Origin of the sequence: Dyella sp. GSA-30 (genome assembly GCF_027924605.1) — a bacterium.
Lineage (GTDB): Bacteria > Pseudomonadota > Gammaproteobacteria > Xanthomonadales > Rhodanobacteraceae > GSA-30.
On record NZ_AP027042.1, the window covers coordinates 4,544,056 to 4,558,763 of the forward strand.

15 protein-coding genes are annotated in these 14,708 nt (G+C 62.6%); 7 read left to right on the forward strand and 8 right to left on the reverse strand.

Going from position 1 to position 14,708, the window contains the following annotated elements; genetic code table 11:
- Positions 1-16: 16 nt before the first annotated feature.
- Genes QMG46_RS19265 through QMG46_RS19275 form a run of 3 tightly spaced genes read right to left on the reverse strand, consistent with a single transcriptional unit; the run spans position 17 to position 3,619 of the window.
- Positions 17-1,783: a DUF885 domain-containing protein gene (locus QMG46_RS19265; RefSeq protein WP_281849477.1), complete on the reverse strand. Its 1,767-nt coding sequence runs from the start codon at positions 1,781-1,783 to the stop codon at positions 17-19.
- 55 nt (positions 1,784-1,838) lie between these two features.
- A complete protein-coding gene (locus tag QMG46_RS19270; protein ID WP_281849478.1) occupies positions 1,839-2,552 on the reverse strand; it encodes a pseudouridine synthase in 714 nt (237 codons plus the stop codon).
- Entirely contained in the window at positions 2,549-3,619 is a 1,071-nt protein-coding gene (locus QMG46_RS19275; RefSeq protein WP_281849479.1) for a class I SAM-dependent methyltransferase, read from the reverse strand. Before QMG46_RS19275 ends, QMG46_RS19270 begins: the two co-directional genes overlap by 4 nt.
- 91 nt (positions 3,620-3,710) lie before the next feature.
- Between QMG46_RS19275 and QMG46_RS19280 the strand changes: the two genes are divergently transcribed.
- The 4 genes from QMG46_RS19280 to QMG46_RS19295 all read left to right on the forward strand — a co-directional run bounded on the left by QMG46_RS19280 (position 3,711) and on the right by QMG46_RS19295 (position 8,974).
- Complete coding sequence (locus QMG46_RS19280; protein ID WP_281849480.1) at positions 3,711-4,373, forward strand: hypothetical protein; 663 nt, start codon at positions 3,711-3,713, stop codon at positions 4,371-4,373.
- A 123-nt stretch (positions 4,374-4,496) separates the two neighbouring features.
- Positions 4,497-6,494, forward strand: coding sequence for a S1 family peptidase (locus tag QMG46_RS19285; protein ID WP_281849481.1), 1,998 nt, complete (start codon positions 4,497-4,499; stop codon positions 6,492-6,494).
- Positions 6,495-6,622: 128 nt separating this feature from the next.
- Positions 6,623-7,870, forward strand: coding sequence for a TIGR03862 family flavoprotein (locus tag QMG46_RS19290; protein ID WP_281849482.1), 1,248 nt, complete (start codon positions 6,623-6,625; stop codon positions 7,868-7,870).
- Positions 7,871-7,981: 111 nt separating this feature from the next.
- Entirely contained in the window at positions 7,982-8,974 is a 993-nt protein-coding gene (locus tag QMG46_RS19295; protein ID WP_281849483.1) for an HDOD domain-containing protein, read from the forward strand.
- A gap of 2 nt (positions 8,975-8,976) precedes the next feature.
- On the opposite strand, the gene QMG46_RS19300 is transcribed toward QMG46_RS19295, so the two are convergent.
- From QMG46_RS19300 to QMG46_RS19320, 5 genes are all read right to left on the reverse strand, one after another.
- On the reverse strand, positions 8,977-9,219 hold the full coding sequence (locus tag QMG46_RS19300; protein WP_281849484.1) for a hypothetical protein: 243 nt from the start codon (positions 9,217-9,219) through the stop codon (positions 8,977-8,979).
- A gap of 204 nt (positions 9,220-9,423) precedes the next feature.
- On the reverse strand, positions 9,424-10,416 hold the full coding sequence (locus QMG46_RS19305; RefSeq protein WP_281849485.1) for an LLM class flavin-dependent oxidoreductase: 993 nt from the start codon (positions 10,414-10,416) through the stop codon (positions 9,424-9,426).
- Positions 10,417-10,457: 41 nt separating this feature from the next.
- Positions 10,458-10,667 carry an oxidoreductase-like domain-containing protein gene (locus QMG46_RS19310; protein WP_281849486.1) on the reverse strand — a complete coding sequence of 70 codons (210 nt, stop codon included), beginning with the start codon at positions 10,665-10,667 and terminating at the stop codon, positions 10,458-10,460.
- 71 nt (positions 10,668-10,738) lie between these two features.
- Positions 10,739-11,509, reverse strand: a complete 771-nt coding sequence (locus QMG46_RS19315) for a class I SAM-dependent methyltransferase (RefSeq protein ID WP_281849487.1) — start codon at positions 11,507-11,509, stop codon at positions 10,739-10,741.
- Between the two features lie 93 nt (positions 11,510-11,602).
- Positions 11,603-12,184 (reverse strand): 2'-5' RNA ligase family protein, encoded by a 582-nt coding sequence (locus QMG46_RS19320; protein WP_281849488.1) that lies wholly within the window; start codon positions 12,182-12,184, stop codon positions 11,603-11,605.
- A gap of 268 nt (positions 12,185-12,452) precedes the next feature.
- On the opposite strand from QMG46_RS19320, the gene QMG46_RS19325 reads away from it, so the two are divergent.
- The 3 genes from QMG46_RS19325 to QMG46_RS19335 all read left to right on the forward strand — a co-directional run bounded on the left by QMG46_RS19325 (position 12,453) and on the right by QMG46_RS19335 (position 14,659).
- Positions 12,453-12,878, forward strand: coding sequence for a YciI family protein (locus tag QMG46_RS19325; protein ID WP_281852932.1), 426 nt, complete (start codon positions 12,453-12,455; stop codon positions 12,876-12,878).
- Between the two features lie 29 nt (positions 12,879-12,907).
- Positions 12,908-13,327: a VOC family protein gene (locus QMG46_RS19330; RefSeq protein ID WP_281849489.1), complete on the forward strand. Its 420-nt coding sequence runs from the start codon at positions 12,908-12,910 to the stop codon at positions 13,325-13,327.
- Positions 13,328-13,396: 69 nt separating this feature from the next.
- Positions 13,397-14,659: an RNA polymerase sigma factor gene (locus QMG46_RS19335; RefSeq protein WP_281849490.1), complete on the forward strand. Its 1,263-nt coding sequence runs from the start codon at positions 13,397-13,399 to the stop codon at positions 14,657-14,659.
- Positions 14,660-14,708: the final 49 nt, after the last annotated feature.

A 14,708-nucleotide genomic window follows, 5' to 3' on the forward strand; every position in this document is an offset into this window, starting at 1 on the left:
CCGCCTTGGCGAAGCATCACAGCGTCGGCGAGTCGTCATGCAGCATGGCGCGACGCACGATCTTGATCGGCGCAAAGCCCTGCTTCATGAAAGCATCGTGGAATTGTTCGAGATTGAAATCCTTGCCCTGCCTGGCCATTACGTCCTGGCGCAGCTTCAGGATCTGCAGCTTGCCCAGGGTGTAATAGAGATAGGTCGGATCGGAGGTGCCGCGCTTGGCCTCCACCACGCCTACCGCATGCGACTGGTAGCCTTCCTTCACGAAAAAGTCGACCGCCTGCTCGAACGTCATTTGACCGGTGTGCATCTTGATGCCGGCAATGAAGCGCGCGTTACGCAGCAGCGCATCCTGCAACTGCCCCAGCTTCAGGCGCTGCTGCTGGTGCACGTCGTTCGGATACATCGCCTGGGCCAGGCCCTGGTCGAGCATCATCTGCTCGCTGTAATGCGCCCAGCCTTCGGCATTGCTCGACGAGCCCAGCAGCTGGCGCACGCGATCGTGGATATCGTGCATCCACAGGAACTGCACGTAGTGCCCGGGATAGGCTTCATGCACGGCAACGTTGTTGATGACCGGGTAGCTGAACTGGGCCATGAACTCGTCGGTTTCCTGCTTGCTCCACGACGGATCCGGCAGCGTGACGTTGAAATAGGCTTCCTTGGCCACCTTCTCGAACGGCCCCGGCGTGTCCATCGACGCGAATGTCGTCGCACGCTCGAACGGCGGCGTCTCCTCCAGGATCGGCTGCACCTGCGAGGGAATGCTGATGATGTGATGGCTCTGGATAAAATCGATCAGCTTGGCGAACGTGCCGCGGAACGTGTCGAGCAGTTGTGCGCGCTCGGGATGATCAGCCCCCAGCTCTGCCAACACCTGCGCCGGGGTTTTCTTCGGATCGAGTTCCTTGGCCACCTTGGCGAACTCGGCCTGATTCCTGTGCATGTCTTCCATATCGATCGCCACCAGCTTGTCCAGTGGCGTGTCGACCATTTCGTCATAGGCCAGCTTTTTGCGGAACGCGTCGGCGCCGATGCGGAAGTCGCCATGCGAGCGCGGCAGCAGATCGGTCTTGATCCACTGCTGATAGTCCTTCAGCGCCTGGATGACTGCCGCATTGCTCTGCGCAAACTGCTCTTTCAGCTTGGCATCGGTGGCCTCGGTAAAGGCCGAAGGCACGTCCTTGCCGAAAAAGTCGATCAGGCCGGGAAGCTGCTCCAGCGCAATCTCGGTATAGATCTTCGGCGGATTCTTGAGGTTCTTGCGCGCCTCGGCCAGCACCTGCGGCATCTTCTTCTCGCGCTCGATCAGCACTTTCAGGCGATCGTCAGGCGAGGCGAATTTGCGCGACATCAGGGTGAATGCACTGCCGGTGATACCGCTGGAATAGTTGTCCGGATTGGTCTCCCACCAGCGCACCTGGTCGAGCATCAGCAGGCGGCCGCGGATATTGGCCAGCACCAGTTCGAGATCGCCGTGCGCCTGCTCGCTGAGCTTGCCCGCGTCGATCGCGGCAAACTTCGCTTCCCACTGCCGGAGCGCCTTGACGGTCTCTTCTTCGCCCTTGCGCGAATAGTCTTCGAGCTGGCTGTCGTACTGGTGCAGACCGGCCGATGTAGCGGCGGTCGGCTGGTTGGGAAAATAGAAGTCGTCGAAATAGTGATCGGCCAGCTTGACGAAGGCGGGATCACCCGCCGCCGTCGGCTCGGCGGCGAACGAGACGGACGCGAACCCGGCCAGAGCCAGGCTCAAGGCGAGCGAAAGCGACTTGGAACGCTTGAACATGCGGCATACCCCTTGCAACGAAGCGTCGAGTGTAGCGCGCTGCTCGGGCGGTGGATCAGACCACCGGCGTACCGGCAAAAACTTTCGCTATCTCGGCTTCGGACAGCATGCGCCACTCGCCGGCCGGCAACTCGTCGAGCTGCAATGCACCAACCGCTATGCGACGCAAGGCATCGACATGATTGCCGGTGGCCGCGAACATGCGCCTTACCTGGTGGTAGCGGCCCTCGGTCACGGTCAGCCGTGCCAGGCGCGGCGCGAGCACTTCGAGGCGTGCCGGCGCCAATGGCGTGGTTTCCGATTCGAGCATCAACGTGCCGCTGGCGAAGAGCTCTGCTTCGTCACCGCGCAGGTCTTGCGCCAACGTGGCTTCGTAAATCTTGGTGACCTCGGCACGTGGCGAAATGATCCGATGCAGTAGCGCACCATCGTCAGTAAACAACAACAAACCGGAGGTATCGCGATCGAGGCGCCCTACCGTCGACAACGAGGGATCGCGCACGCGATAGCGCGGCGGCAGCAGATCGTAGACCACCCTGCCCTGGTCCTTGCGCGAGCAGGTAGCGCCCAGCGGCTTGTTCATCATCAACACCATACCGACGGGCGGATCGAGCGGCTCGCCATCGATATGAACGTGTTCGTGCTCCACCTTGTCGTCGGCGTACAGGACTTCACCAGCGGCATCCGTGACGCGGCCTTCGCGAAACATCCAGGCCACTTCCTTGCGACTGCCGTAGCCGAGATTGGCGATCAGCTTGACCAGTTTCATCGGTGCGCCCCGCGGGCTTCGATCACTTTGAATCCATCTTGCAACACGATCTGACGTACCTCTTGGAATCGTTCGGCCAGAATGGCCTCGTAAGGAAGGTGCCGGTTCGCCACCAGCCAGAAGCGCCCGTCGCGCTCGAGCGCATCGGCGGCAGCGCGGATAAATGCACGCCCCAGCTCCGGCAGGTCGGCCTTGCCTTGATGGAATGGTGGGTTGCTCACGATCACGTCATAGCGTCCGGGCAAGCCGCTGGTGACATCGTGCCAATGCAACGCAAACGGGATGACGGATGCACGTTCGCGCATCGCAGCCTGCAGATTGCCGCGAGCCGGCTCCAGTGCTCGCGCTTCGGCTTCGAACAGATCGAGCGAGGTCACGGCGGCACAACGGGCTAACACCTGCGCGGACAAATAACCGTAGCCGGCACCGATATCGGCAACCCGGCCGGCGAGGTCGGGTGGCAGATGTTCCGCAAGCAGGGCCGAGGCGATATCCACGCGGTCCCAGGCAAACAGGCCCGGCCGGCTGAGGTAACCCGCGGCATTCTCGCGCGGCGCATCGAGCTCCAACCAGCTCTCGCATAACGCAGCATCCGGAGTACTCGATTCGGGCAGCGTCCAGAATACCCGGCATTTATGCTTGGACAGGCTGCCGATCGAACCGGCCAGCTGGGCGAGGTCGCTTTCGCCCGACTTGCCACCTTCGCTATTGGGCATGCAGGCAACCACGCGACCACCCGGCGCGGTCAGGGTCAATGCACGGGCGAACAGTGCGCGCGCCTCGTCACGCTGGCGTGGTGGGAGCAGCAGCACCAGCAAGAAGCGTTCTTCCGGATCAGGGGTGCCTACCGCTAACCGGCTGCGCTCCAAGGCGTCCGCAAACGGCTTGAAACTCTGCTCGCACAACCAACCCGGCTTAGCCATCTCGCGCAAGGCAAACCCGTCGCGTGCGCGCAGAAACAACACGCGACCGTCCGCCGGCGAGCGCACAGCGCCGGTGTGGAACGGAACGAACAAGGCATCCAAGGCCACATCGGATGCGGCAGCGGAGAAAGCGACAGCAGTCACGCCGGGCGTCCAGACTGGGAAAACGCCGGCATTTTAGCCGTGTTGAGCTGCGATGAGGGATTTTGTCGGCATGTTGCGCTAACGTCTTTCCATGCACGCCCGTTTCGTCCCCTTGTCGTTTGCTGCCCTGCTCGCCGCTTGCCAGCCCACACCGTCGGCTCCCCTGGGGCCGGTCGACCCGCATGGTTTTGCCGGGTCGTATCGCAAGGGCTCCGAGTGGCTGGACATCGGCCCTTCGGGTGACGCCTATTGGGTCAGCATCGAAAGCGTCGATCACCGCGATGCCTGCCTGTTCGTCGGCCATGCGGTGCGCGACGACGACGGCCTGAAAATTTCACTGGACGCCTGGCGCCCCGGCGCCAGCCTGTTGCTGCAGCATGCTGGGAATGGGCTGGTCGATATCCGGCCGGCCGATGACGACGATGCCTTCGACCCTGGGTATTTCTGTCGCGGCGGAGCTTCCCTGGCCGGCCACTACACCCGGATCACGCCACCGGCCTATCGGCGTGGCCATATCGTGCAGGCGGACGGCGAAGTGCTGTTCCAGCCTTGCGGTTCGCGCCTGAGCTATCTGCTGGCGCCCCGACCTGATCAGGCGTTATCGGCGACCGCCGCACCAGTCGAGCTGGCCGTCACGGTGGCTGTCACGAACGACCTTGCCGGCCATGCCGGTCGCTATGCCGCATCGGCGACGCTCCCCACCGACGCCTCCGCGCCAGACGATTGCCCCCTTTCCGCCTTTCCAACGAAATAACCTGCCCAACCATGACCTCGGAGCTATACGAGCGCGGGCCTATCCCCGCCTCGCTGCGGCTTGGATACACTCAGCGCCAGGGCGGGGCGTTGCCGCTCGATACGACTTAGGGGACAAGGAACGATGAGGCAGGCAGGCAAAGGGTTGGCGCGCCGGATAGCGCCATGGATCGGTATCGCTATCGCGCTGGGCATGAATGCGCACGCGGCCACATTGGACCCTGCGGTGCTGCCCAAGGTGCAGGCCGCCACGTTCGAGGTGGTGATCCCCAAGCCCGTCAACGATCCGCTGAGCTATGAAAAGCCGCTGCCGCTGGATCAGCTGCCGTTCCAGTTTCGCAACGACAAGTACTTCTCGATCGGCACCGCGTTCGCCCTGGGCGATCATCGCTATGCCACGGCCGCACACGTGCTCGATGTCGGCATGGGCAGCCTGATGGGCGTTCCCGCGCTGCGCGATGCCAGCGGCAAGGTTTATGCGATCGACAAGATCGTCAAGTTTTCGCGTGAGCAGGACTTCGTGGTGTTCACGCTCAAGGATGCGCCTAACACACCGGCGCTCGATACCAACACCTCGCCCGATATGAACGACGTGGTGTACGCGGTAGGTAATGCACTGGGCACGGGCGTGGTGATCCGCGACGGCCTCTACACCTCCAACACGCCCGAGGAACAGGACGGACGCTGGAAGTGGATGCGCTTCTCCGCGGCCGCATCGCCGGGCAACAGTGGTGGCCCGCTGCTGGACAAGAACGGCAAGATCATCGGTATCGTGCTGATGAAGTCGCCGGGTGAAAACCTCAACTACGCGTTGCCGATCGACCACATCCTGAAGGCACCGGACAATCTGGCCGAAGTCGACACGCGCGTGACCTATCAGCTCGATGTGCTCGACAGCACCAAGACGTCGAACTTCAAGACGCAGTTTGCGTTGCCCAAATCCTTCCAGGATTTCACCACGGCGTATCAGACGCAGTTCAATGCATCGATCGACAAGCAACTGGCCGATCTGCTCAAGGAAAATCACGACAACCTGTTTCCGATCGGCAGCGGCTCGAATCAGGTCCTGCACAGCAGCTCGAACATGGACCCGTTCCCCACGCTGATCGTGCGTGGCGAGAACGGCGTGTGGTCGTTCGCGCGACGCAATATCCATAAGGAAACCCTGGGCAACAACGGCTTCATCACCACCGGCGTGGCCGGGCACGAAGCGCTGATCCATCTGCGCAAGCCGGACAACGTCAGCGCAAAGCAGCTCTACGGCGATCCGAAGCTGATGATGGATCTGCTCCTCAAAGGCCTGCCGATGCAGCGCGCGGTCGGCTCGGACAAGATCAAGATCACTTCGCTAGGCAAGCCGAGCGAGGAGTCGACCTTCACCGATGCCTATCAGCGTCAATGGCAAGTGCGGATCTGGCCGGTGGCGTATGAAGACAGCATCCTGATCACCTTTGCGCTGCCGGTACCCGACGGCTACGTGATGATGATGCGTTCGACGCATCCGGGCCATAGCTACGACGATATCCTGGACCTGCGCGCACTCACCAACTTCTTCGATGTGTCCTATAGCGGCACGCTGGCGCAATGGAAGGATTATCTGCAGCAGAAGACCTGGCTGCCGGCGGCGCTGAAGAATATCGACATCGATTTCGACTATGCGCACAACTTCAAATATCACTCCAAGCGCGTCAGCTTCAATTACACGCCGGACCTGCAGAAAATCGATCAGGACAGCCAGCTGGTACTCGGCTTTTCCTACTTCAAGGACGGCGAGCGGGTGGTCTGGGACGTCTCCGACGTGATGGTCAAGGCCAATATCGAGAACGACGAGCTGGTCCGCGTGAATCGCCATATCGCACCGTCCGAAGATTTGGACAACAGCTTCCAGAGCTACTGGAAAAAGGTGCTACATCGCGATCATCCGGATGACGGCTCGGCATACAACGAAGACGATATGACCTTTATCAGCATGGTCGGCGGCGCACCTGAGAAGACCGCCATCGAGGCCAAACCCTCCGTGCTCTACACCGCCTCCTACGGTGCGGAAGGCTCGCGCCCGCAGGATGCGATGAAGGGCAAGCTGGATCTGCTGATGCGCAATTTGCAGGTCAACGAGCACTGAACCCTCCTACCCGTCGCCCCGGCGCACGCCGGGGCGACGATGGACACTGAGGTTCTTTGCGGCGCCTCGCATCGCACGGCGACAACGGCGATACTTCACCGATTGTCTCGCCGGTAGTCGCTCGCGCCATGTCCTCATCGCCTCCCAAGCTTGCCGTGATCGGTGGCGGCCCTGCCGGCCTGATGGCGGCTGAAGTCGCGTGCACGGCGGGTATCGCGGTCGACCTCTACGAGGGCAAAGGCTCGGTCGGACGCAAATTTCTGCTCGCCGGCAAGGGCGGCATGAACCTCACCCATAGCGAACCGGCCGTGGATTTCGTCCAACGTTATGGTGCACGCGCCAACGAAGTCGGTCATTGGCTGGATAGCTTCGACGCCGATGCATTGCGCGCATGGGCAGCCACGCTGGGCATCGACACCTTTGTCGGCAGTTCCGGCCGTGTCTTCCCCAGCGACATGAAAGCCGCGCCACTGCTTCGCAGCTGGGTGCATCGGTTGCGCGAGCAAGGCGTGCGCTTTCACGTGCACCATCGCTGGCTGGGCTGGAACGATGCCGGCGCCCTGCGTTTTGCTACGCCCATCGGTGAGCAGGCCATCGGCGCCGACGCGGTGGTGCTTGCGTTGGGCGGCGGTAGCTGGCCGCAGCTCGGGTCCAATGGCGCATGGCAGCCCTGGCTGGCCGAACGCGGGGTCGACATCGATCCGCTCAAGCCATCCAACTGCGGCTTCGATATCGGCTGGAGCGATTTCCTCGCCACGCGCCATGCCGGTGCACCGCTGAAACCCGTTGTTGCTCATTGGCGCGACGCGCAGGGCAACGAACACGCGCGCCAGGGCGAATGCGTGGTAACTGCCACCGGCATCGAAGGCAGCCTTATCTACGCGTTGTCGGCCACGCTGCGCGACGCCATCGCGCGTGATGGTCAAACCACGCTGTGGCTGGATCTGGCGCCGGACCGGCCGCTCGAGCGACTGCGTCAGGACCTGGCCAAGCCGCGTGGACGGCGAAGCCTGAGCGAGCATCTGCGTCGCCACGCCGGCATCGGCGGGGTCAAGAGCGCCCTGCTCCATGAAGTGCTCGACCAGCAGGCCTTGAATGATCCAGCTCAACTGGCCCAGACGATAAAACGCCTGCCATTGACGCTCAAGCGCGCGCGCCCCTTGGCCGAAACCATCAGCAGTGGCGGCGGCGTTCGACTTGAAGCCCTGGACGCTCACCTGATGGTTCAGCGCCTGCCGGGGGTCTTCTGTGCGGGCGAAATGCTCGACTGGGAAGCACCGACGGGCGGCTACCTGCTGACCGCCTGCATGGCCAGTGGCCGCCTGGCCGGCCAGGAAGCTGCCCGCTGGTTGCGGCGCAGCAAATCGGGAGTGTGAACCAGCCTACATTTTTGTTGCAGCCTGCCGATCTTAGAAGCAACGACAAGGGGGCGGGCGATGGGTTTTTGGGCGAGGCTATTTGGGGGTAGACCGACGGTCGTACCAAGCGTGCGCCTCGCACAAACGGTGTCGCTTGCCGCCTCCATGCCGCGTCCCGAGCCCAAGAACTCGACCGAGACGCCTGTCGAAGCCGTCTCCGCCGCTTACGTCGAGGACCGCTTCTTCCGTTTCGTCTTCAGCCTGCCCGCGTCCGAAGACATCGCTCCCTGCGATCAGGAACTGCAGGCGCTACAGCGCCTGGACGATATCTGCGGCGGCGACCGCTATGACGTACGCACCCTGCCACGCATGCCCACGGTGCTGCCGCAGTTGCTGCGGGCCTTGAAGAACGACGACGTCAACGGCGCGAAACTGGCCGAACTGATCGGGCGCGACCCGGTGCTGGTCGGCGAGATCATGCGTGTCATCGGCAGCGTGGCCTACCGCGCAGTGCAACCGATCACCAGCCTGCAACATGCAGTGGTGCTGTTGGGCCAGATCGGCCTGCGCCAAGTGGTGTCGATGCACGTCATGAAGCCGATCCTGCTGGCCAGCGCCGGCATGTTCGGCCAGGTGGCCGGGCAACGGCTGTGGGATCATGCCGAGCGCTGCGCGCACGCGGCTGTCTATCTGAGCAAAGGCCTGTGCGATCCGTTCGAGGCGCATCTGGCCGGTCTGGTAAGCAACACCGGCATCGGTGCCGTGGCGCGCGCACTGGACAAGGAATTGAGCGGCTCGCTTACCGTCTATACACCGCAATTCATCGCCAATGCGGCTCGCATCGCTGCCGAACTGACCCTGCAGGCGGCACGCTACTGGGAGCTGCCTGCCAACGTATTGGAAGCCCTGGGTGAACGCGGCGTCGCCACGCTGCCGATGAGCCAGGTTCTGCACGCCGCCAATCTTGCCGCGATGGTGGAACTGATGGGCGAACACCAGGCCATCGATCCGCAGATCGCCATCGAAGCCGAGGGCGCGGGACGATTCACGCCCCTGCAGCTGGCCCGCTGTCGGCAGGACCTTCAGCGCCACTTCGTTACGGTCGAACCGACCTACGTATAAAGCTAGATCACGACGGCGTTGCCGTCCTTGTCTTCGACGTGCAGGCCCAGGGCAATCAACCGTAGAAATTTAAAAGCCAGCGAAATGGCTTTTTCGTTGCTGTCGGCAAAAATTCGTTCGTCTTCGCAAAGCAATGGCGCAAACGATACATTGCAATAAAAGTGACCGCATTCGGAGACATGAGCACCCGAGATGCGAATCGAGCATGGCTTCCTGCTGTATTCGTCACACAGAAACGCATCCATGGCGTAAACCATCCTGCCCACAGCCGTCATCTCGTTACCTAGACTAGGCACATGAGATGCCGAAACTTTGCTTTCAGCTATAGGAAGTCTTCGAAATTGCGATTCCTGCCTTCGCAGGTGTTACCGGGTACCCATCCTGGATGTGATAAACATCAACATTTGACTTGCCAAACCCGGCGTTCCCTACTCACGGCGAAGCGCTCGTCAGGCCGCCAATGCGTCACGCACACCGGCTGCGATTTCATAAGAGCGACACCTTGCCGCATGATCAAACACGTTGGTGGTGATCATCAGCTCATCGGGCTGATGCCGTGAAATGAAGGCCGACAGCCCCTCGCGTACGGTCGACTCGTCACCTACCACGGCACAGGCAAGCGCATGTTCGACGCCATATTTCTCCGTCGGCGTCCAATACGACTCGATATCGTCGATTGGCGGCGGAATCAGACCCGGCTGACCACGGCGCAGGTTGATGAAACTTTGCTGCTGCGTGGTGAACAGACGGCGCGCCTCACTATTGCTGGCGGCCGCGACCACGTTGATGCCGAGCATCGCATACGGTTTCGCCAGCCGCGCGGAGGGGCGGAAATAACGGCGATAGAGCTCCAGGGCTTCGTCCATGGCATCGGGTGCGAAATGCGAGGCGAAGGCAAATGGCAGCCCGAGGGCGGCCGAAAGCTTGGCGCTGAACAGGCTCGACCCCAGCAGCCACACCGGCACGTCGACGCCGGCACCTGGAACGGCACGTACCGGCTGACCCGGCGTCGCCGGCTCGAAGTACGCCAGGAGTTCGTTGACATCCTGCGGGAACGCATCGGCGCTATCGAAATAGCGGCGCAGCGCTCGTGCTGTCGCATGATCGGTGCCCGGCGCACGCCCGAGGCCCAGGTCGATGCGCCCGGGATAGAGCGACGCCAGCGTGCCGAATTGTTCGGCCACCTGCAGCGGCGAATGATTGGGCAGCATGATGCCGCCGGCGCCAACGCGAATGCTGGAGGTACCTCCAGCGACATAACCGATCAACACCGACGTCGCCGCGCTGGCGATGCCCGGCATATTGTGATGCTCGGCCAGCCAGTAACGCTGATAACCGAGCCGCTCGGCGCGTCGCGCCAGGTCGAGGCTGCGCGCAAATGCCTCGGTGGCATGGCTGCCTTCGGTAATCGGCGCCAAGTCAAGTACGGAAAACGGGATCATGCTGCGTCCTCGATCGTGAAGACCCCAAGATGGGGACCGCTTCACCGATTGCCAGCCCCTTGCGCGGGCGAATCGTCGGCAGCATCCGGGTGTCGCAGCTGCCATTGCGCGAGTTCGTCGCGATAGCGCTGCAACGCGGTCTCATAGATGTCGAAGATGCAGGGCACGCAGCCCTCGCCACAGCAATCGCCGGCGTCAGGCTCGACCGGTGGCTTCGGTGGCGGGTCGTTATCGAATGACGTCAAGGGCATGGCGCTTAGCATAGGCGCCGAGAGGGCGGTCGCCAAACCGTGCCGGCGACCGCTCATGCATCATGCGCAACTCAGGTGCGCGGCTTGCGGAACCGATAAATAAACTGATCGGTATGACCGCGTATGGTTTTGTCGAACACCTTCAGCGTATGGTCGTCGGCCGGGTTGCGCAGCACACTGCTTTCACCGTCGAACACAAAACCGGCTGCTTCGACCTGCTTCTTCACGATCGCCGGATCGATGCGGTGCAAGGTATCGGTATCCTGCATACCGGTGCCGGCCGGCGCGACGTGATCGATGATCACAAACAGGCCGCCGGGCTTGAGCGCGGCAAACACCTGCTTGTTGAACTTGGCCATGTCGACCTTGCCCATGAACGCATCGGGATAGTCGTGATAGTTCTGCGCCGTGAATACCAGATCCACCGGCTCGGGGCTGCTCAGCTGTGCGGCCGGCTGGTTGAGCACGCTGACGTTCTTGTAATGCGGGTCGGCCAGCAGCGCTCGCGAGGCAGTCACACCCTCGGTGTCTTCCTTGGCGTACTCGTCCGGCCAGACCAGGAAGACATGTCCCTGCGCGCCGACGGCGGCGCTGAACACGCGCGTGAAATAGCCCTTGCCGGGAATCAGTTCCAACACCTTCTGACCGGGTTTGACGTCGGCAAATGCCATGACGTCGGCCACTTTGCGACGTGCATCGTCAGCCTTGTCGGCCTGACGTGCCGGGTCGTTGACCGCATCGGTAATCGATGCGGGAGCTGTCACCGCGGACGGTGCGGTTTGTGCGCACAGTGGTGCAGCTGCAAGCGATAGTGCCAACACGAGCAGAGTGGACGAGCGCATGGGTGACTCCGTAGCGGAAAGAGTGATGGCCGTTCGATTGTGCGCTTGCGCCTGCTCGTTCTCTATAGGCCAGAAAGGCCGAAAACGATTACCTCAGGAGTGACCTGTGCTGCCCCATTCGCCCAGCACGCGATAGTCACGTTCGCCGACGATGCTGTGGATCAACGCGTAGCCTTCCACCCGCCACAGGATCGGTTCGATCTGGGCGATGTCCGGCACGGTGCCATGGCTGTAACCAAGCGTTACGTGGGGCGTAAAGCTGCCCACGCCCACATGGTTGCCGGCCCCGGCCAGGATCAGCGCCTGGCGCAGGTCGCGCCATAGCGCCTGCATCTCCGGCGGCGTCTCCGAACCGCGCAACACACAGGGCGGCTGACGGCCGCGGAAGCCGGCCAGATAATCCAGCGTCCACTCGAATCGACGCGGACCAACCTTGTCGCCTGCAGCCTTGGCAGCGTCCACCACATCTTGTCGCCACAAGGGGAAGTCGCCAAGAAAATGCAGCGTCGCGTGATAACGATCGGGCACGACCCAGCGGGCACGGATCGGCTGGTCCCGGCGCAGGGTTTCCGCGGCCCGGGCAAAGCGCTGGCGTGCCACCTCGTCGGGCAAGAGGGCAAAGAACAGGCGGTGAATCTGTGCCTCCTCCGGCACGGCGCCGCCAAGGAGGTCCATTTGAGGGAGTTGCGGTACGTTGCGTCGTGTCGCCATAGCGCCAGAAATCACATGGGCGGCTCCGCGCCGCCAGCCGGTAAAGCCGCACTATACGAGACAGCGCATGCCTGGCGCTCGTCCCAGGACGACTTACAGCGCACCCATGTCACAAATCTCGAGGATCGTGACTAAAAATTTTTCCAGCGCCTGTCGATTCGAGCGGATCTCATTCGTCGAACCGATAAGAGCGAGCAAATGCCGCTCCCTGCTCACTGACGGAGATACCGCAATGCGATTCATGGTGATGATCAAAGCCGACAAGAACACCGAGGCCGGCGTCATGCCCAGCGCGGAACTGCTGGCCGAGATGGGCCGGTACAACGAGGAGCTGGTTCGTGCGGGCGTGCTGCTTGCGGCCGAAGGCCTGCAGCCCACCGCCAAGGGGGCGCGGGTCCGTTTCTCCGGCAAGGAGCGCACCGTGATCGACGGTCCGTTTGCCGAGACCAAGGAATTGCTGGCCGGCTTCTGGCTGATCCAGGTCAAATCGCTCGAAGAGGCGATCGAATGGGTCAAGCGCTGCCCCAACCCGCTTGAGGGCGAATCTGAAATCGAAATCCGCCGTGTTTTCGAGGCGGACGATTTTGGCACCGAATTCACCCCGGAACTGCGCGATCAGGAAGAACGCCTGCGCGCCCAACTCGCTACCAAACACTAAAGCCTGTTCAGACCCCAAGGAGACCACCCGTGATCGTGAATGCTTACCTGATGTTCGACGGCCAGTGCGAAGAGGCCTTCCGTTTCTACGAGCGCTGCCTGGGCGGCAAGCTGGAGATGATCATTCGTTATGCCGACATGCCCGAATGCGCCGGCATGGACGAAGCGACCGGCAAGAAAATCGCCCATGTCCGCCTGGCCGTGGACGGTTCCATGCTGATGGGTTCGGATGCGGGCGACCCGACCCAAACATGGGAAGGCCACAAGGGCTTCTTCGTCTGCATCAATACCAAGGATCCGGACCAGGCGGAGAAGATCTTCAATGCCCTTTCCGAGCAGGCCCGCGCCATCATGATGCCGCTGGCAAAGACCTCCTGGTCGGAAAGATACGGTCAGTTGGCCGATCGCTACGGTGTGGAATGGATGGTCAACTGCGATACGCACGACTGAGCCGGTGGCCCTGGCGATCCTATCGGGCGGCCTTGCGCCGCCCGTGTCGACCTGCTGTGATCCCCGGCCATGACGTCGACCGATATCCATCGCAGTATCGACGCGCTGTGGCGCATCGAATCGCCACGGCTGATCGCCGGCCTCGCGCGCATGGTGCGCGACGTCGGCGTGGCCGAGGAACTGGCCCATGACGCGCTGGTCACCGCGCTCGAACAATGGCCGGTCACCGGCGTCCCCGACCAGCCCGGCGCCTGGCTGATGACCACCGCCAAGCGGCGCGCCATCGACATGCTGCGCCGCAAGGCGCTGCATGCGCGCAAAGAGCACGAGCTTACCCGCGAAATCGAAGAACAGATGGAGATGAGCGGCGCGTCGCCCGAAGCGGTCGCCGACGATCCGATCGGCGACGACCTGCTGCGGCTGATCTTTGTCGCCTGCCATCCGGTGCTGTCGACCGAGGCGCGCGTCGCCCTCACCCTGCGTCTGCTCGGCGGCCTCACTACTGAAGAAATCGCCCGCGCGTATCTCACGCCCGAGCCGACCATTGCGCAGCGCATCGTGCGCGCCAAGCGCACCCTGAGCGAGAAGGACATCCCGTTCGAAGTACCGCGCGGCGCGGAGCTCAACGAACGACTGGATTCGGTACTGGAAGCGATCTACCTGATCTTCAACGAAGGCTACACCGCCACGGCCGGCGATGACCTGATGCGTCCGGCCCTGTGCGAAGACGCCATGCGGCTGGGTCGCATGCTTGCACAACTGATGCCGCGCGAGCCGGAAGTACACAGCCTGGTCGCGCTGATGGAGCTGCAGGCATCGCGCACCGGCGCCCGCATCAAACCTTCGGGCGAACCGGTGTTATTGATGGACCAGGACCGTAGCCGCTGGGACCAGCTATTGATCCGCCGTGGCCTGGCCTCGCTGGAGCATGCCGGCAAGCTGGGTGGCGATATCGGGCCGTACGCGTTGCAGGCAGCGATCGCCGCATGCCATGCACGCGCCGCTGCCGCCGAAGATACGGATTGGCGCCGTATTGCCCTGCTCTATGGCCTTCTCGGCCGGGTCTCGCCCTCGCCGGTGGTTGAACTCAACCGTGCGGTGGCGATGAGCATGGCCTTCGGCCCGGCGACGGGGCTTGCCCTGGTCGACAAGCTGGTCGACGAACCGGCGCTGCGCAAGTACCACCTGTTGCCGACGGTACGCGGAGATTTGCTGGAGAAGCTGGGGCGGCATGCCGAAGCGCGCGAGGAATTCGTTCGTGCGGCGGATATGACGGCCAATGCGCGGGAGCGGCAGTTGTTGCTGGAGCGGGCTACGCGCTGCGTGCCGTAACCCTATTTGTCACCCCGATCTGCGCCGGAGTGACAAATGGGCGGGTAGC

Excerpts from the sequence above, each read along its gene's own strand:
- QMG46_RS19325 (WP_281852932.1), top strand. The coding sequence starts at position 12,453 with ATGCGATTCATGGTGATGATCAAAGCCGACAAGAACACCGAGGCCGGC.
- QMG46_RS19305 (WP_281849485.1), bottom strand. The coding sequence starts at position 10,416 with ATGATCCCGTTTTCCGTACTTGACTTGGCGCCGATTACCGAAGGCAGC.
- QMG46_RS19300 (WP_281849484.1), bottom strand. The coding sequence starts at position 9,219 with ATGGATGCGTTTCTGTGTGACGAATACAGCAGGAAGCCATGCTCGATT.
- QMG46_RS19265 (WP_281849477.1), bottom strand. The coding sequence starts at position 1,783 with ATGTTCAAGCGTTCCAAGTCGCTTTCGCTCGCCTTGAGCCTGGCTCTG.
- QMG46_RS19315 (WP_281849487.1), bottom strand. The coding sequence starts at position 11,509 with ATGCGCTCGTCCACTCTGCTCGTGTTGGCACTATCGCTTGCAGCTGCA.
- QMG46_RS19320 (WP_281849488.1), bottom strand. The coding sequence starts at position 12,184 with ATGGACCTCCTTGGCGGCGCCGTGCCGGAGGAGGCACAGATTCACCGC.
- QMG46_RS19290 (WP_281849482.1), top strand. The coding sequence starts at position 6,623 with ATGTCCTCATCGCCTCCCAAGCTTGCCGTGATCGGTGGCGGCCCTGCC.
- QMG46_RS19280 (WP_281849480.1), top strand. The coding sequence starts at position 3,711 with ATGCACGCCCGTTTCGTCCCCTTGTCGTTTGCTGCCCTGCTCGCCGCT.
- QMG46_RS19335 (WP_281849490.1), top strand. The coding sequence starts at position 13,397 with ATGACGTCGACCGATATCCATCGCAGTATCGACGCGCTGTGGCGCATC.
- QMG46_RS19310 (WP_281849486.1), bottom strand. The coding sequence starts at position 10,667 with ATGCCCTTGACGTCATTCGATAACGACCCGCCACCGAAGCCACCGGTC.
- QMG46_RS19270 (WP_281849478.1), bottom strand. The coding sequence starts at position 2,552 with ATGAAACTGGTCAAGCTGATCGCCAATCTCGGCTACGGCAGTCGCAAG.
- QMG46_RS19285 (WP_281849481.1), top strand. The coding sequence starts at position 4,497 with ATGAGGCAGGCAGGCAAAGGGTTGGCGCGCCGGATAGCGCCATGGATC.